Source organism: Burkholderia sp. BCC0097, assembly GCF_902832985.1.
Classification (GTDB): domain Bacteria; phylum Pseudomonadota; class Gammaproteobacteria; order Burkholderiales; family Burkholderiaceae; genus Burkholderia; species Burkholderia orbicola.
This window is the reverse complement of record NZ_CADFDM010000001.1, coordinates 1,002,123-1,017,409: the sequence shown is the minus strand read 5'-3', so window position 1 is coordinate 1,017,409 and position 15,287 is coordinate 1,002,123. Positions and strand designations below refer to the sequence as shown.

Here is a 15,287-nt window from a genome sequence, read left to right as displayed (position 1 = left end):
AGCGACTCATGACGACACGACACAACACCTCGCACAAGAAACAGCGCGGCTTCATCAAGACCGGCGCCGGCCAGCAGAACGACCCGCGCATCATGCGCGCCGCACAAGAAGCGGCCCGCCCGCTCGAAGACACGCTGAAGTCGCTGCATACCAGCACGCGCGGCCTCACCTACGACCAGGCCGCCGGCCGCCTGCAGCACGACGGCCCGAACGAAATCGCGCACGACAAGCCACCGCACTGGACCCGCCAGTTGCTGCTGTCGTTCCACAACCCGTTCGTCTACGTGCTGCTGGTGCTGGCCGCCATCAGCTTCTTCACCGACGTATACTTCGCGGCGCCCGACGATCGCGACTACGTCGGCATGACGATCCTGCTGACGATGGTCACGATCAGCGCGCTGCTGCGCTTCGTGCAGGAATTCCGGTCGCTGCGCGCGGCCGAGAAGCTCAAGGCGATGGTCCGCACGACCGCGACCGTGCAGCGTGCCATGACCGACACGTCGGAACCGACGCGCCGCGAGGTGCCGATGCGCGAGGTCGTGACCGGCGACATCGTGCATCTTTCCGCCGGCGACATGATCCCCGCCGACGTGCGGCTGCTCGCGTCGCGCGACCTGTTCATCAGCCAGGCCGTGCTGACCGGCGAGGCGCTGCCCGTGGAGAAGTACGACACGCTCGGCGCGGTGGCCGGCAAATCCGCGAGCACGCACGCGGCCGGCGCGGCCAACGGCGCACCGGCATCGCTGCTCGATCTCGAGAACGTCTGCTTCATGGGCACCAACGTCGTCAGCGGCACGGCGACAGCCGTCGTCGTCGCGACCGGCGAAGACACGTACTTCGGCTCGCTCGCGCGCAACGTCGTGAGCCACAAGCGCATCGAGACGAGCTTCGACCGCGGTGTCGCGAGCGTCAGCTGGCTGCTGATCAAGTTCATGTTCGTGATGGTGCCGATCGTGTTCATGATCAACGGGCTGACCAAGGGCGACTGGCTGAGCGCACTCACGTTCGCGCTCGCGGTGGCCGTGGGCCTCACGCCCGAGATGCTGCCGATGATCGTCAGCGCGAACCTCGCGCGCGGCGCGGTCGCGATGGCGCGCCGCAAGGTCGTCGTCAAGCGGCTGAACTCGGTGCAGAACTTCGGCGCGATGGACGTGCTGTGCACCGACAAGACCGGCACGCTCACGCAGGACAAGATCATCCTCGAACACCACCTCGACCTGTCCGGCCACAAGAACGAGGACATCCTGCGGCTCGGCTGGCTGAACAGCTTCCACCAGAGCGGCCAGAAGAACCTGATCGACATCGCGGTCGTCGCGCGCGCCGACGAGATCGGCGAACGCGTGAAGCCGCAGGGCTACAAGAAGATCGATGAACTGCCGTTCGACTTCGTGCGGCGCCGCCTGTCGGTCGTCGTCGAGGATACGCGCGGCGCGCACCTGCTGATCTGCAAGGGCGCGGTCGAGGAAATGCTGGCCGTCTCCACGCATGTACAGGATGAGGACGGCGTGCGCCCGCTCGACTTCGTGGCCCGCAAGCGGCTGCTCGAACAGGCCACCGCGTACAACGAGGACGGCTTCCGCGTGCTCGTGCTCGCCACGCGCACGATTGCGCGCGGCGACGAACGCGCGCAATACCGCACCGCCGACGAACACGATCTCGTCGTGCGCGGCTTCCTGACTTTCCTCGATCCGCCGAAGGAATCGGCCGCGCCGGCGCTCGCCGCGCTGCGCGAGAACGGCGTCGCGGTGAAGGTGCTGACGGGCGACAACCCGACGGTCACGATGAAGGTGTGCCGCCAGGTCGGCCTCGAACCCGGCAAGCCGATGCTCGGTACCGAAATCGAAGTGCTCGACGATGCGACGCTCGCGCAAGTGGTCGAACGCACGACCGTGTTCGCGAAGCTCACGCCGCTGCAGAAGGCACGCATCGTCAAGGCGCTGCAGGCGAACGGCCACACGGTCGGCTTCCTCGGCGACGGCATCAACGACGCGCCCGCGCTGCGCGACGCGGACGTCGGCATCTCGGTCGACAGCGGCGCCGACATCGCGAAGGAAACCGCCGACATCATCCTGCTCGAAAAGAGCCTGATGGTGCTCGAGGAAGGCGTGATCAAGGGCCGCGAGACGTTCGGCAACATCCTGAAGTACCTGAACATGACGGCCAGCTCGAACTTCGGCAACGTGTTCTCGGTGCTGGTCGCCAGCGCGTTCCTGCCGTGGGAGCCGATGCTCGCGACGCAACTGCTCGTGCTGAACCTGATCTACGACACGTCGCAAATGCTGCTGCCGTGGGACAAGATGGACCCCGAGTTCCTGAAAAAGCCGCGCAAGTGGGAAGCCGGCAACATCAGCCGCTTCATGCTGTGGGTCGGGCCGACGTCGTCGGTATTCGACATCACGACGTACATCCTGATGTGGACCGTGTTCGGTGCGGGCGCGCTGTATCACCTGAACGGCGGCGCGAGCGGCCAGATCGTGATGAACTCGGGCTGGTTCATCGAGAGCCTCGTGTCGCAGACGCTCGTCGTGCATCTGCTGCGCACCCAGAAGATCCCGTTCCTGCAGAGCACGGCGTCGCTGCCGGTGCTGCTGTCGACCTTCACCGCGATCGCGATCGGCTGCTGGCTGCCGTTCTCGCCGTTCGCGCAGGCGATCGGCTTCATGCACCTGCCGGGCACCTACTGGCTGTGGCTCGCCGCGACGATGGTCGGCTACATCGTGCTCGCGCAGATCGTCAAGACGATCTACGTGCGCCGCTACAAGCAATGGTTCTGATCGCGATCGGATGACGATGCGCCGGCCCGCGCTCGCGAGCGCAGAGCGGGCCGGCGCGGCGTGCGCATCGAGCCACGCCCATGCAACGGGCCGCATCAGCGGCCCGTTTTTCATTCAGCGGGCGTCGCTCGCACCGAACAGCTGCGCGCACACCGTGCGCCCTTCGTCGGTCAGCGCGGCGCTGCCGGTACCGTCCTCGTTCAGCGTCGTCGCGCTCAGGCCGGCGGCGTCGAGTTGCGTCAGCACGCGGCGCAGCGTGCTCATCGGCAGTTGCGCGCGCTTCGCGATCTTCGGCAGCGACCACGTCTTGCCGGCCGGATCGCTGGCGGCTTCGTTCAGCGTCGCGAGCGTGGCGACGAGTGCGGGATCGAGCGGGGATTCGTCGGTGTCGGAAGTCATCGGTTCGGGTTCGTCGGCCGGCGTCGCGCCGGCATGCAGGGAGAAAACGATCGCGGACACTATACGCCGCGTCACGCGCCCTTGAGCGCGCTGCGCATGAACGACACGAAACGCGCGGTGACGGGATCGTCGCGATCGGACAGCCACGCGAGCCCCACGCGCCACTTCGCGTCCCGGCCGTCGAGCGGCAGCACCGTCGCGTCGCGCAACAGGTACCGCGCGCTCGACGGGATGAACGCGACGCCGACGCCGGCCGCGACCGACGTCAGCACCGATTGCACGTCCTCCGCCTGCTGCATCACGTGCGGCACGAAGCGGCGCTCGACGCACCACCGGTCGATCTGCGCGGCCAGCCCCGGGCCGCGCGCACGCTGCAGCGCGATGAAGCCGATCTCGTTGAGCACGTCGAGGTTGGCCGGCACGCGCTTGAAGCCGAGATGCGGCGGCACGGCGAGCCCGAGCGCTTCATCGATCACCTTGAACGACGACAAGCCGTCGTCCGACGGCAGACGCAGGAAACCGGCGTCGAGCTTGCCGGCACGCAGCCGGCGCGTCTGTTCGGACGACGACAGGTCGCTCAGCGTCACCGCGATACCCGGGTTGCAACGGCGGAACTCGGCGATCAGCTTCGGCACGAGCGTCAGCACGGACAGGCAGATGCCGAGCCGCAAATGCCCGCGCTGGCCACTGGTCGCTTCCCGCGCACGCGCCAGGATTTCGTCGGCATCGCGCACCAGCGCCTGCGCGTCGGTCAGGAAGCGTTCGCCGAACGGCGTCAGTTCCGCGCCATGCCGGCCGCGCTCGAACAGCTTGCCGCCGAGGCTTGCCTCCAGCGCACCGATCTGCTTGCTGAGCGCAGGCTGGCTCATGTGCAGCGCATCGGCCGCGCGGCTGAAATGGCACAGCTCGGTGACCGTCAGGAACGTGCGAAGCAGTTTCAGTTCCATTCTTTAACGGAATCTTAATGATCGAAATATTCATTTTACCGATCGAACGCAATGGCGTTCAATACGGACATGCCCTTCCCGGAATTCACCTTCATGTCCCTCGATACAACGGCAGACTGCGTGGCCGAGCCACCATGCGATGTGGCAGGTGCAAACGCATGCACCGGTGCCGCCGATGCCCGCGCACCGAAACGTCGTGCCGAACACACGGACGGGCGCAGCCGCCGCTTTCGCTTCGGCGATGCGCTTGAAGACGCGCCGCCACGCGCGGTGACGGGTTCGATCGCGATCAGTTTCGCGGTCGTGTCGCGGCGGAACTGGCCGCGCTGAACCGCGCACCCGCCCGCCTTTCTCTCCACCCGCACCGCTGCCCGGCGGCGCGAAAACGACCGGAATCCTCCCGTATCACGCATCATTGCGCGTCATACCATCGTCATCGCCGCGCGATCGACCGTATAATTTCCCGCACCCGCCGACCACCCACGCATCCCGCGCAGCCGCATCGCGCGTGAAAAGGAGACTTTCGCTTGACCGGCCTCATCGCGCGCCTGCCTCGCGCCCGGACCACCCTGATCCTCGCCCTGTCGTTCCTGCTGCTCGCACTCGCCACGAATGCGTCCGCGCAGCGTGTGCCGCCGCATCGCACCGTGCATGCGCAGCCGCATGCCCATACGAAGGCCGTCAAGAAGAAACCCCATCGCAAGAAAAAGGCCGTCAAGCATCGCCGCTCGCGCGTGACGCATCAAGCGGCCAAACGCCACGCGGCGCCCGCGCCGCAGCAGCGGCGCGCCAAACGCACGACCGCCGTGCGGCCGCGCCCGCCCGCGAAACCGAAATTGCTCGCCAGTTGCGGCTACACCCCGCGCGCGGCCGGTTCGCTGCATTCACGCGCGGCCTACGTGCTCGACGTCGACTCCGGCACCCCGCTGCTGGCGCGCAACGCACGCACCGTCCGGCCGATCGCGTCGATCTCGAAACTGATGACGGCCGTCGTCGCGCGCGACGCCGATCGTCCGCTGAACGGCGTGCTGCGCGTGACCGCGCGCGATCGCGACACGATCAAGTTCACCGGTTCGCGCCTGCAGGTCGGCTCGGAACTGTCGCGCCGCGAGATGTTCCATATCGCGCTGATGTCGTCGGAGAACCGCGCGGCCGCCGCGCTGAGCCGCGACTATCCGGGCGGGCGCGCCGCGTTCGTCAAGGCGATGAACCGCGAAGCGCGCCGGCTCGGCATGCGGCATACGCACTTCCGCGAGCCGACCGGCCTGTCGCCGCACAACGTATCGACGGCGGAAGATCTCGCGCGGCTCGTCGGCGCGGCCGCGCAGGATCCGCTGATCCGCTATTTCTCGACGGACCTGTCGACCACCGTGCGCCCCGGCGACGGCGAACTCGTGTACGTGAATTCCGACCCGCTGGTTCGTTATCGCCGCCTGCCGATCCGGCTGCAGAAAACCGGCTTCATCAATGAATCGGGGCACGGCGTCGTGATGCGCATGCGCGTGAAAGGCCGCCGCGAAACGGTCGTGCTGCTCGGCGCGCCGACCCGTGCCGGCGTATCGAGCGACGCAATCAAAATCCATCGCTGGCTGTCCTGTTCGATCCAGTAAACGCACACGGGCAGCCGGCACGTCCACGCCAAGGGAGCGACGCGATGCAGCACGAATACCGCTTCAACGCCTTCGGCCGGCTGCTCGCCGTCGTACGCACGGACGGCCGCTGGGCCGTGTTCGATCTCGGCGCCGAAGGCAAGCGGCGCCCCGCCAATCTGCAGATCCCGTCCACGCTCACCGCCGACGAACTCGGCCAGTACCTCGGCGATCTGCTGCACGAAAACGCAACCCCGCGATACAGCGAAGTCGTACCAGTCGCTCCCCGACGCACGTAGTCGCGTCGGACAGCACCGCCAGCCGGCGATCAATTCGACAGTTAAACTTGCAAGTTTAACTGTCGTGTTCTATGCTTCGCCGCATGAACCCGCCACGCAAACCCGGCGCTTCCGCCGACACCGTCGCCGCCGACCTGACCCTCGCGGTCGGCCAGCTCATCCGCCGGCTGCGCTCCGAGATCGATTCCGGAGGGCTCGGCATGTCCCAGACGAGCGCGCTCGCGCGGCTCCACCGGCACGGGCCGATGACGACGGCCGATCTCGCGCGCGCCGAAGCGATGAAGCCGCAGTCGATGAAGGCGATCCTCGCGAGCCTCGAGGAAGACGCGCTCGTCGAGCGCGAGCCGCATCCGACCGACGGCCGCCAGATTCTGTTCAAACTCACCGCCGCCGGCCTCGATGCGCAACGCAAGCGCCACGCCGCGAAACACGAGTGGCTCGGTGCGGCGATCGACAAGCTCGATCCGCAAGACATCGACACGCTGGCCGCGGCCATCCCGTTGATCCGCCGCATCGGCGAGCAATGAATCCGGCCGGTGCGCCACGCAGCATTCGCGCACGGCTTTCTTCGCCCTTCCCCAGGAGCCCCATCATGAGCGCAACCCGTCTCGACACGAACACGGCGCTGGTCGTCATCGACCTGCAGAAAGGCATCGTCGCCCTCCCCACCGCGCACCCGGTCGCGCCGGTGATCGCCCACGCCCGCGAACTGCTCGACGCCTTTCGCAGCCGCGGCCTGCCGGTCGTGCTGGTCAACGTCGCCGGCGGCGCACCGGGCCGCACCGAGCAAGCGCCGCGCACGGCGCAGCTTCCGGCCGACTGGACCGAACTCGTACCCGAACTGAACCGTCAGCCAGGCGACCACGTCGTGACGAAGCGGACCTGGGGCGCCTTCACCGGCACCGGTCTCGACGCGCACCTGAAGGCAGCCGGCGTCACGCAGATCGTGCTGGCGGGCGTCGCGACGAGCATCGGCGTCGAATCGACCGCGCGGCAGGCCTACGAGCTCGGCTACAACGTGACGCTGGCCGTCGACGCGATGACCGACCTCAACGCGGATGCGCACGTCAACAGCATCGAGCGGCTGTTCCCGCGCCTCGGCGAGACCGGTACGACGCAGGACATCGTCGCGCTGCTCGACCGGCGCGGCGCGTGAGCGACCCACGCGTCCAGCCGGCGCCGGGCCGTGCGGCCGGCCGGCTCGACCCGACGATCTGGAAAGTCAGCGCGGTCGCGACACTCGGTTCGCTGCTGTCGCAGCTCGACGCGACGATCGTCAACGTGTCGCTGTCGAGCCTCGCGACCGATCTGCATGCGAGCCTGGCGACGATCCAGTGGGTGACGAGCGGCTACCTGCTCGCGCTGACGCTGGTGCTGCCGCTGAGCGGCTGGCTCGTCGACCGCATCGGCGCGAAGGCGCTGTACCTGTGGTGCTTCTCGGCGTTCACGCTCACGTCGGCGCTGTGCGGGCTCGCATGGTCCGCGCCGTCGCTGATCGCGTTTCGCGTGTTGCAAGGCGTCAGCGGCGGCTTGCTCGCGCCGATGGCGCAGATGATGATCGCGCGCGTCGCCGGTCAGCAGATGGCGCGCGTGATCGGCTATGCGGCGGTGCCGGTGCTGCTCGCGCCGATTCTCGGCCCGGTCGTGGCCGGTGCGATCCTGCAGCACGCGTCGTGGCGCTGGCTGTTTCTGGTGAACCTGCCCGTCGGCGCGCTCGCGCTCGCACTGGCCGCGCGCTTCCTGCCCGGCGACCGGGACGATGCGCCGCGGCGCGCACTCGACTGGATCGGCCTTGCGTTGCTGTCGCCGGGCCTCGTGCTGTTCCTGTACGGCATCGAGCGGATCGGCTCGGTGCCCGGCATCGCGGCGGTCGCGGGTTCGGTGCTGCTGCTCGTCGCGTTCCTGCGCTTCGAGCGCCGCCAGCGCAAACATGCGCTGATCGATCTCGCACTGTTTCGCTCGCGCGTGTTCGGCGCGGCAGCCGGCACGCAGTTCCTGTCGAACGGCGCGTTGTATGCAGGCCAGATGCTGATTCCGGTGTTCCTGATCCAGGCATGCGGACGCTCGCCGGGCGAGATGGGCTGGCTGCTCGCGCCGCTGGGGCTCGGCATGCTCGTCACCTATCCGTCGATGGGCGCGCTAACGAGCCGGTTCGGCGTACGCCGGCTGGCCGGCGCCGGTGCGTTGCTCGCACTCGTCGCCACGCTGCCGCTCGTGTTCCTCGCACTGACCGGCTACGATCCGCGCGTGCTCGTCCCGGCGCTGTTTCTGCGCGGCATGGGCCAGAGCGCGATCGGCGCGCCGTCGATCGCCGCCGCGTATGCATCGGTCGAACGCCGCGACCTGCCGATGGCGACCACGTCGCTCAATATCGTGCAGCGGCTCGGCGGCCCGACGTTCACCACGCTATGCACGCTGTTCCTCGCGTGGCGGCTGCAGGCCGAGGCGGCGTCGGCCGGCACGCAGGCCGTCGCGTATGCGTGGGCGTTCGGCCTGCTGTGCGCGCTGCATGCGGCGAGCTTCGCGACGACGCTGCGGCTGCCGTTGCGCTCGGCCGGTGCAGGCGGCGGCTGACGAACGGGCAACGCACCGGCCGGTTCGCGCTGAACCCGGGCCGCGCCGCACCGCGTGCGCGGCGTCCCGCTACGGCAGCCACATCGGCACGATCGACGCCACCAGCAGCACGCCGAGCCCCGCATTCAGGCAGCGCCACTGCCGCTCCGTGCGCAACACGCGTGCGAACAGCAGCCCGGCGAAACACCACAGCGACAACGACGCCATCGCCGCCACGCCGAATGCAAAGCCGAGCAGCACGCCGAGCCGCGCCGGCCCCGACGCGAGCGCCGCGAACGACGCGGCCGCACCGAGCGTCATCGCCCAGCCTTTCGGGTTGTGCCACAGCATCCACACGCCGCTGACGAACCCTTGCGGCCGGTGCACGTCGACATCGAGCCGCGGCTTGCCGCCACGGCCGATGCGCAACGCCAGCCATATCAGGTACGCCGAGCCGACCGCCTTCATCACGAGCTGCAACGCGGGCAGCGCGAGCAGCACACTGCCGAGCCCGGCGGCGGCGGCCGCCGCCATCGACGCCAGGCCCGCGGCGATGCCCGCCATCAGCGGCAGCGAACGCCGATAGCCGAAATGGGCGCCCGATGCGGTCGCCAGCGTCGTCGCGCCACCTGGCGTGACGGTGGACACGATCACGAACAGCACCAGCGGCAAATAGTCGTGAAGCGGCACGAGGGCTCCCGGTCGTCTTGATCGAAGCCCCGTTTTTACCTGCGATCCTTGCATTACGACAGCGAAACATTTTGATGCCTGCCATTAGCGATCATAATGCGACGCATGACACGCAATCTCGACCTCGCGCTGCTGCGCGCATTCGTCTCGGTCGCCGATCATCGCAGCATGACGGCGGCCGGCCACGCGCTGCACCTGACGCAAGGCGCGATCAGCCAGCAGGTCGCGCGGCTCGAAATGCTGTCCGGCCCGCTGTTCGTCCGCGAGCATCGCAACCTGCTGCTGACGGCGGCAGGCGAGCGGCTGCTCGAACAGGCGCGACGGCTGCTCGCCGCCCACGATGCGCTGCTCGCCGAACTGACCGCCGGCGCGGTGGAAGGCGCCGTGCGTATCGGTGCGCCGCAGGATCTGGTCGGCACCTGTCTCGCGCCGATCCTGAAAAGCTATACCCACGCGCATCCGCAGGTCGCGCTCACGCTCGTGTGCGCGGCGTCGCCGGAGCTGCGGCGTGGGCTCACGCACGGCAACCTGGACGTCGCGCTGATCGAGGCCCCGGTCGGCGCGTCGCGAGGCGAGTGCATCGCCGTCGACCGGCTGGTCTGGGTCGGCGCGAAAGGCGGCACCGCGCACCGGCACTCGCCGCTGCCGGTATCGATGGTCGCGCAGACCTGCGCATTCCGCCCGACGGTGCTCGACGCACTGCGCGGCTGCGATCGCCCGTGGCGCACCGTGTTCGAGAACGGCAGTTTCGATGCCACGGCCGCGACCGTGCGCGCCGATCTCGCCGTAACCGTCTGGCTCGCGTCCACCGTGCCGCCCGACCTCGATATCCTGCCGGCCGGCGGCGGCCTGCCCGCCCTGCCGAATTTCTCGATCAACCTGCATGTGCCGCGCGGCCAGCACACGCCGGCCGCGACGGAACTGGCCCGCTACCTGCGCAACGGTTTCGCGCGCCTGCGCGCGCTCGCGTAGCGCCGCATCGCGCTACACCGTGCCCGGCTCCTGCGGCGCGGGTGTCGTGCCCGCCGCCTCCAGCGCCTGATGCAGCGTGGCGAAGATGCACGATGCGCCGACCACGTCGGTGATCCCGTGACGATCCATGTCCGCACGCAGATAGCGGTTCACGCGCCCGAACAGCACGCCGATCCCGCGCGCATGCAGCGCCCTGACGAGATCGGCCAAGGTCCGCGCGGCCGAATAGTCGACATCGGTGATCGCGCCCGCGTCGACGACGAACCAGCGCGGCGGCACCGGCGCCGCGTCGACGAGTTCGGTCACTTCGGCAGCGAACAGGTGATCGTTCGCGAAGAACAGGTCGGCGCCGAACCGGTAGACGATCAGCCCCGGCGCCGTCATCGCGCCGCGCCGGGTCGGCACCGGCTGCCAGCGCCCGTTGCCGGCGACCGGTTCGAGCACCATCGTGTGCGGCTGGTAGCTGTGGCGCACGTGCCGCATCAGCGACAGCGCGACCGCCAGCAGGATGCCCTGCTCGACGCCGAGCGTCACGACGGCTGCGGCCGTGATCAGCGCAAGCGTGAATTCGCCGGGGCTTTCCTCGCGGATCGCCGCGAGGCTGCGCACGTTGATCAGCCCGAGCGCGATCGTAAACACGATGCCGGCCAGCACCGCATGCGGCAGATACTGCAAATACGGGCTGAAGAACAGCAGCACGATGCCCACGACGGCGGCGAACGCGAGATGGCCGATCTGGCTGCGCACGCCCGCGCGGTCGGCCATCGCCGTCTGCGTCGGGCTGCCGTTGACGACGAACGCGCCGCCGAGCGCCGCCGCCGCGTTCGCGGCCGCGAGCCCGAGGATGTCGGCATTGGTGTCGACGTCCTCGCCGTACTGCTGCGCGAACACGCGCGCGGCGGCCGCGCTCTGCGCGATGATCATCACGAAGCACGAAGCGGCGACCGGCACGAGATCGAGGAACTGCTGCCACGTGACCGACGGCCAGCGCAGCGGCGGCAGGCCGCCCGCCACGGGTCCGAGCACCGCGATGCCATGCGCGGCGAAACCGAACGCCGCGCTCGCGGCGATGCTGCCCGCGACCGCGATCATCGGCATCGGCACGCGCGGCAGGAACCGCCTGCACGCGAGAATCGCGCCGACGACGAGCGCCGCGAGCGCGAGCGTCGGCCGGTGCGCGTGAACCAGGTGCGTGACGACGTAGTCGAGTTGCGCAAGGCTGCGCGACGCCGGATACGGTACGGACAAACCGAGCATGTCGCCGAGCATCGCGATCGATACCTGCACGCCGACGCCGGCGAGGAAGCCGACCAGCACCGTGCGCGACAGGAAATCGGCGAGAAAACCGAGCTTGAAGATGCGTGCGAGCAGCAGCATCGCGGCGGTCAGCAACGCGACCATGCCCGCCAGCGCCGCATACTCGGCGCTGCCGGCCGGCGCCATCGACGACAGCCGGCTCGCGAAAATCGTCGCGGTCGCGGAATCGGCGGCGACCACGAGATGGCGCGACGCGCCGAAGCACGCGAACGCAACGAGCGGCAGGAACACCGTGTAGAGCCCCGTGACGGCCGGCATGCCGGCGATGCGCGCGTAGCCGAGCACCTGCGGGATGTCCATCGATGCGAGCGACATGCCCGCGAAAATGTCGCGCATCGCCGCCGCACGGCGGACCGGGAGGATGCCTTTCAGCAGCCGCACGCGTGACGGACGGCTTTCGTTGAAATCTTGCATGGGTGAAATGCGTGAAGTCGAGTGACGGGGGCCACGAACGGGTGCGCGACGGTGTCGCCTGTCGCTCACCGTCGCCGGACGGGCCGGACAGGCCGCACGCCAACGCGAGCAGCACACCGACGACGCCTGCGACGTCCGCATGATTGCATGGATCGCGGATCGTGCGTAGCGAAGCGCAAAGGCGTGCCGTCATGGCTTCCGGCCGATTGCATGCTGGCGAGCGACGCGTCCGGCCACCGGCTCGCGCGCCGGCTTGTGGTGATGTCGATTCGAGGCTCGCCCCCACCCTGATGCAGAGGACACCTGCACAACGGTGAGCCGATTCGGGAGCCACTCGCCCCGCCTTCACGGCACGCATCCGGAACCCGATGGCACAATCACGGTCCCTTTCATGTGCCCTTCATCGGGCGCGCGCCGCATCGCGGCGCCGATTCAACGCACGAGAAAGCCCCTGTCCTCCCTATGACCCTGAACGAATCCTGGTTTGCGCCGCTCGTCGGCATCCTCGTCCTGCTCGCCGCCGCCGGCGCGATCACCGCCGTCGTCCACTTCCTGCTGTTTCGCGTGGTCGCGCGGCTCGCGCGGCTGTCCGCCACGCGCGTGGACGACGCGCTGTTCGAATTCGGCGCCTTCACCTGGCTGAATCGCATCGTCCCGTTCGTCGTGATCAAGCTCGGGCTCGGCGCCGTGTCCGGCATTCCCGGCCTGGTCGCGCAGGTCGTCGACAAGGTGCTGTTCGCGCTGATCGTGTTCCTCGTGACGATGACCATCAGCGCGACGCTGTCCGCGCTCGAACACGCGCACCGCACCGCTCAACGCGATCAGCCGCGCCTGTCGCTGAAAGGCGCGATGCAGCTCGTCAAGCTCGTGATGTTCATCACGGCCGCGCTCGTCGTGATCGGCGATGCGACCGGCAAGCAGATCGGCCTGCTGCTGTCCGGCATCGGTGCGATGTCCGCGGTGCTGATGCTGATCTTCAAGGACACGCTGCTCGGCCTCGTCGCCGGCGTGCAACTGTCGTCGAACGACATGCTGCGGATCGGCGACTGGATCACGATGCCGTCGGCCGGCGCGGACGGCACGGTCATCGACATCACGCTGAATACCGTCAAGGTCGCGAACTTCGATCACACGATCATCACGGTGCCAACCTGGAAACTGATCACCGAGAGCTACCAGAACTGGCGCGGCATGACCGAGGCGGGCGGGCGCCGCATCAAGCGCGCGCTGTTCATCGATGCGACCAGCGTGCGCTTTCTCACGAACGACGAGATCGAACGGCTCGAACGCCTGACGCTGCTGAAGGACTATCTCGAGGACAAGGTCGACGCGATCGAGCAATGGAACGGTACGCTCGGCGCGGCCGGCGAGTGCCCGGCGAACCGCCGCCAGTTGACGAATCTCGGCACGTTCCGCGCGTACGTCGCGAACTACCTGAAGGGCCATCCGCGCATCCGCCGCGACATGACGAACATGGCGCGACAACTGCCGCTCACGGCCGAAGGCATTCCGCTCGAACTGTACTGCTTCACCGATACGACGACGTGGGTCGACTACGAGACCATCCAGGCCGACCTGTTCGACCACCTGATCGCGGTGCTGCCGGAGTTCGGGCTGCGTGTGTACCAGCATCCGTCGGGCTTCGACATGCGCCAGATGGTCGACGCCGCGCAAGCCGGGCTGCAGGCGCCGCGCGCGGCGTGATACCGGCCACGGCGGCAGGCCGCCGGCCGCCTGCCTTGCCGGCGGGCGGCAACGCTCACCGCGCCGCGCACTCCGACGCGAGCCGCCCCAGCACCTTCAGCGCGTCCTCGATCTGCCGCGACCACGGGTAGCTGTAGTTGAGCCGGATGAAATGCCGGTAATCGGTGCCGGCCGAGAACATGTGCCCAGGCCCGACCGTGATCCGCTGCGCGAGCGCCAGCGTGTACAGCTTCATCGCATCGACCTGCGGCGGCAGCTCGACCCACAGCACGTACCCGCCCTGCGGCTGCGACAGCCGCGTGCCTTCCGGGAAGAAGCGCCGCACCATCGCGCTCATCAGGCTCGCCTGCTGCGCATACTGCTTGCGCATGCGCCGCAGGTGAAAATCGTAGCCGTCGTGTTTCAGGTACTCGGCGATCGCGAGTTGCTCGATCGCGGGCGTCGCGAGCGTATTCAGGAATTTCAGCTTCTCGACCTGGTCGCGGTAACGGCCCGGCATCGCCCAGCCGATCCGGTAGCGCGGCGATAGGCTCTTCGTGAACGACGCGCAATGCAGCACCAGCCCGTCGCGATCGAACGACTTCAGCGCGCTCGGCGCCGTATCGCCGAAGTGCAACTCGTGATAGACGTCGCTCTCGATCGCCGGCACGCCGTGCTTCGCGAGCAGTTCGACCAGTGCGCGCTTGCGCGCATCGGGCATCTGGAAGCCGAGCGGATTCTGGAAGTTCGGCATCACCATGCATGCCGCGATGCGCTCGTTCGCGAGGATTCGCCCGAGCGCGTCGAGATCGATGCCGTCGCCCGGATGCGTCGCGACTTCCAGCGCGCGCATGCCCATCCGCTCGATCGCGTGCAGCATCGCGTAGAAGGTCGGTGACTCCACCGCGATCGTGTCGCCCGGTTTCGCGACCGCCTGCAGGCACAGGTTGATCGCCTCGGTCGCACCGATCGTCATCACGATCTCGCCCGGCTCGACCGCGACCCCGCGCTCCGCATAGCGCCGCGCGATCTGGCGGATCAGCTCCTGGTTGCCGGGCGGCAGGTCGTCGATCACGCCCCAGCGCGTGCGGCGCCGCCCGATCGCCTGCGCATAGCGCGCGAGGCGCTGCACCGGAAACTGCGACGCGTCGGGATACGGCGAGCCGAGCGGCACCGCGTCGTCGCGCGCGATCGAGCGCAGCGTCGACAGCACGAGCCGGCTCACGTCCACGGCCGACGGCTCGGCAGCCGGCGCGGAGACATGCAGCTCGGCCGCGGCCGGCGCCGCCGCGCGCGCCCGCACGAAGTAGCCCGACTGCGGCCGGCTTTCGATCAGGCCGCGGCTTTCCAGCACGAGGTACGCGCGCAGCACGGTCGTGACGCTGAGCTGCTGCTGCCGGCTCGCCTGCCGCACCGACGGAATCCGCTCGCCGGGCCGGTACACGCCCCGCTCGATCTGCGCCTGGAGATCGTCGGCCAGTTGTTCGTAACGCTTCACGCGCCTCCCTTTCAGCTTCCCTTCAGCAACACAGTTGCGATCCGCACTGTATGAATGGCCGAAACTGTACTCTTTTTTGAAGTGAACAGGTGTACACACAGAGGGACGGGGGCCGCGCGTACTCTGCACCCATCGACCCCGACACCCGCATC

14 protein-coding genes are annotated in these 15,287 nt (G+C 68.4%); 9 read left to right on the top strand and 5 right to left on the bottom strand.

The window, feature by feature from the left end; genetic code table 11:
• Nucleotides 1-8 precede the first annotated feature (8 nt).
• Nucleotides 9-2,774: a magnesium-translocating P-type ATPase gene (gene mgtA / locus HWX07_RS04485; RefSeq protein WP_175875336.1), complete on the top strand. Its 2,766-nt coding sequence runs from the start codon at nucleotides 9-11 to the stop codon at nucleotides 2,772-2,774.
• Between the two features lie 114 nt (nucleotides 2,775-2,888).
• On the opposite strand, the gene HWX07_RS04480 is transcribed toward mgtA, so the two are convergent.
• Both HWX07_RS04480 and HWX07_RS04475 read right to left on the bottom strand, forming a co-directional pair.
• Complete coding sequence (locus HWX07_RS04480; protein WP_175875335.1) at nucleotides 2,889-3,173, bottom strand: transcriptional regulator; 285 nt, start codon at nucleotides 3,171-3,173, stop codon at nucleotides 2,889-2,891.
• Between the two features lie 71 nt (nucleotides 3,174-3,244).
• Entirely contained in the window at nucleotides 3,245-4,120 is an 876-nt protein-coding gene (locus HWX07_RS04475) for a LysR substrate-binding domain-containing protein (protein WP_175875334.1), read from the bottom strand.
• Nucleotides 4,121-4,171: 51 nt separating this feature from the next.
• On the opposite strand from HWX07_RS04475, the gene HWX07_RS04470 reads away from it, so the two are divergent.
• The 6 genes from HWX07_RS04470 (at nucleotide 4,172) to HWX07_RS04445 (ending at nucleotide 8,582) form a co-directional block, all read left to right on the top strand.
• Entirely contained in the window at nucleotides 4,172-4,450 is a 279-nt protein-coding gene (locus HWX07_RS04470; protein ID WP_175875333.1) for a hypothetical protein, read from the top strand.
• 197 nt (nucleotides 4,451-4,647) lie between these two features.
• Complete coding sequence (locus HWX07_RS04465) at nucleotides 4,648-5,730, top strand: serine hydrolase (protein WP_175875332.1); 1,083 nt, start codon at nucleotides 4,648-4,650, stop codon at nucleotides 5,728-5,730.
• Nucleotides 5,731-5,774: 44 nt separating this feature from the next.
• Nucleotides 5,775-6,008, top strand: a complete 234-nt coding sequence (locus HWX07_RS04460) for a hypothetical protein (protein ID WP_175875331.1) — start codon at nucleotides 5,775-5,777, stop codon at nucleotides 6,006-6,008.
• A 71-nt stretch (nucleotides 6,009-6,079) separates the two neighbouring features.
• The gene (locus HWX07_RS04455) at nucleotides 6,080-6,535 is read left to right on the top strand and encodes a MarR family transcriptional regulator (protein ID WP_175875330.1); all 456 of its coding nucleotides are present in this window, start codon (nucleotides 6,080-6,082) and stop codon (nucleotides 6,533-6,535) included.
• Nucleotides 6,536-6,600: 65 nt separating this feature from the next.
• Nucleotides 6,601-7,164: an isochorismatase family protein gene (locus HWX07_RS04450; protein WP_175875329.1), complete on the top strand. Its 564-nt coding sequence runs from the start codon at nucleotides 6,601-6,603 to the stop codon at nucleotides 7,162-7,164.
• Nucleotides 7,161-8,582 (top strand): DHA2 family efflux MFS transporter permease subunit, encoded by a 1,422-nt coding sequence (locus HWX07_RS04445; protein ID WP_175875328.1) that lies wholly within the window; start codon nucleotides 7,161-7,163, stop codon nucleotides 8,580-8,582. Before HWX07_RS04450 ends, HWX07_RS04445 begins: the two co-directional genes overlap by 4 nt.
• A gap of 69 nt (nucleotides 8,583-8,651) precedes the next feature.
• Here the strand turns inward: HWX07_RS04445 and HWX07_RS04440 are convergent, their stop codons facing one another.
• The gene (locus HWX07_RS04440; protein ID WP_171984474.1) at nucleotides 8,652-9,305 is read right to left on the bottom strand and encodes a LysE family translocator; all 654 of its coding nucleotides are present in this window, start codon (nucleotides 9,303-9,305) and stop codon (nucleotides 8,652-8,654) included.
• 42 nt (nucleotides 9,306-9,347) lie between these two features.
• Between HWX07_RS04440 and HWX07_RS04435 the strand changes: the two genes are divergently transcribed.
• Complete coding sequence (locus HWX07_RS04435) at nucleotides 9,348-10,223, top strand: LysR substrate-binding domain-containing protein (RefSeq protein ID WP_175875327.1); 876 nt, start codon at nucleotides 9,348-9,350, stop codon at nucleotides 10,221-10,223.
• 12 nt (nucleotides 10,224-10,235) lie between these two features.
• On the opposite strand, the gene HWX07_RS04430 is transcribed toward HWX07_RS04435, so the two are convergent.
• The gene (locus tag HWX07_RS04430) at nucleotides 10,236-11,954 is read right to left on the bottom strand and encodes a SulP family inorganic anion transporter (protein WP_175875326.1); all 1,719 of its coding nucleotides are present in this window, start codon (nucleotides 11,952-11,954) and stop codon (nucleotides 10,236-10,238) included.
• A gap of 462 nt (nucleotides 11,955-12,416) precedes the next feature.
• On the opposite strand from HWX07_RS04430, the gene HWX07_RS04425 reads away from it, so the two are divergent.
• Nucleotides 12,417-13,658 (top strand): mechanosensitive ion channel family protein, encoded by a 1,242-nt coding sequence (locus tag HWX07_RS04425; RefSeq protein WP_175875325.1) that lies wholly within the window; start codon nucleotides 12,417-12,419, stop codon nucleotides 13,656-13,658.
• Nucleotides 13,659-13,713: 55 nt separating this feature from the next.
• Here HWX07_RS04425 and HWX07_RS04420 read toward each other — a convergent pair whose 3' ends face one another.
• Complete coding sequence (locus tag HWX07_RS04420; protein WP_175875324.1) at nucleotides 13,714-15,135, bottom strand: PLP-dependent aminotransferase family protein; 1,422 nt, start codon at nucleotides 15,133-15,135, stop codon at nucleotides 13,714-13,716.
• Nucleotides 15,136-15,287: the final 152 nt, after the last annotated feature.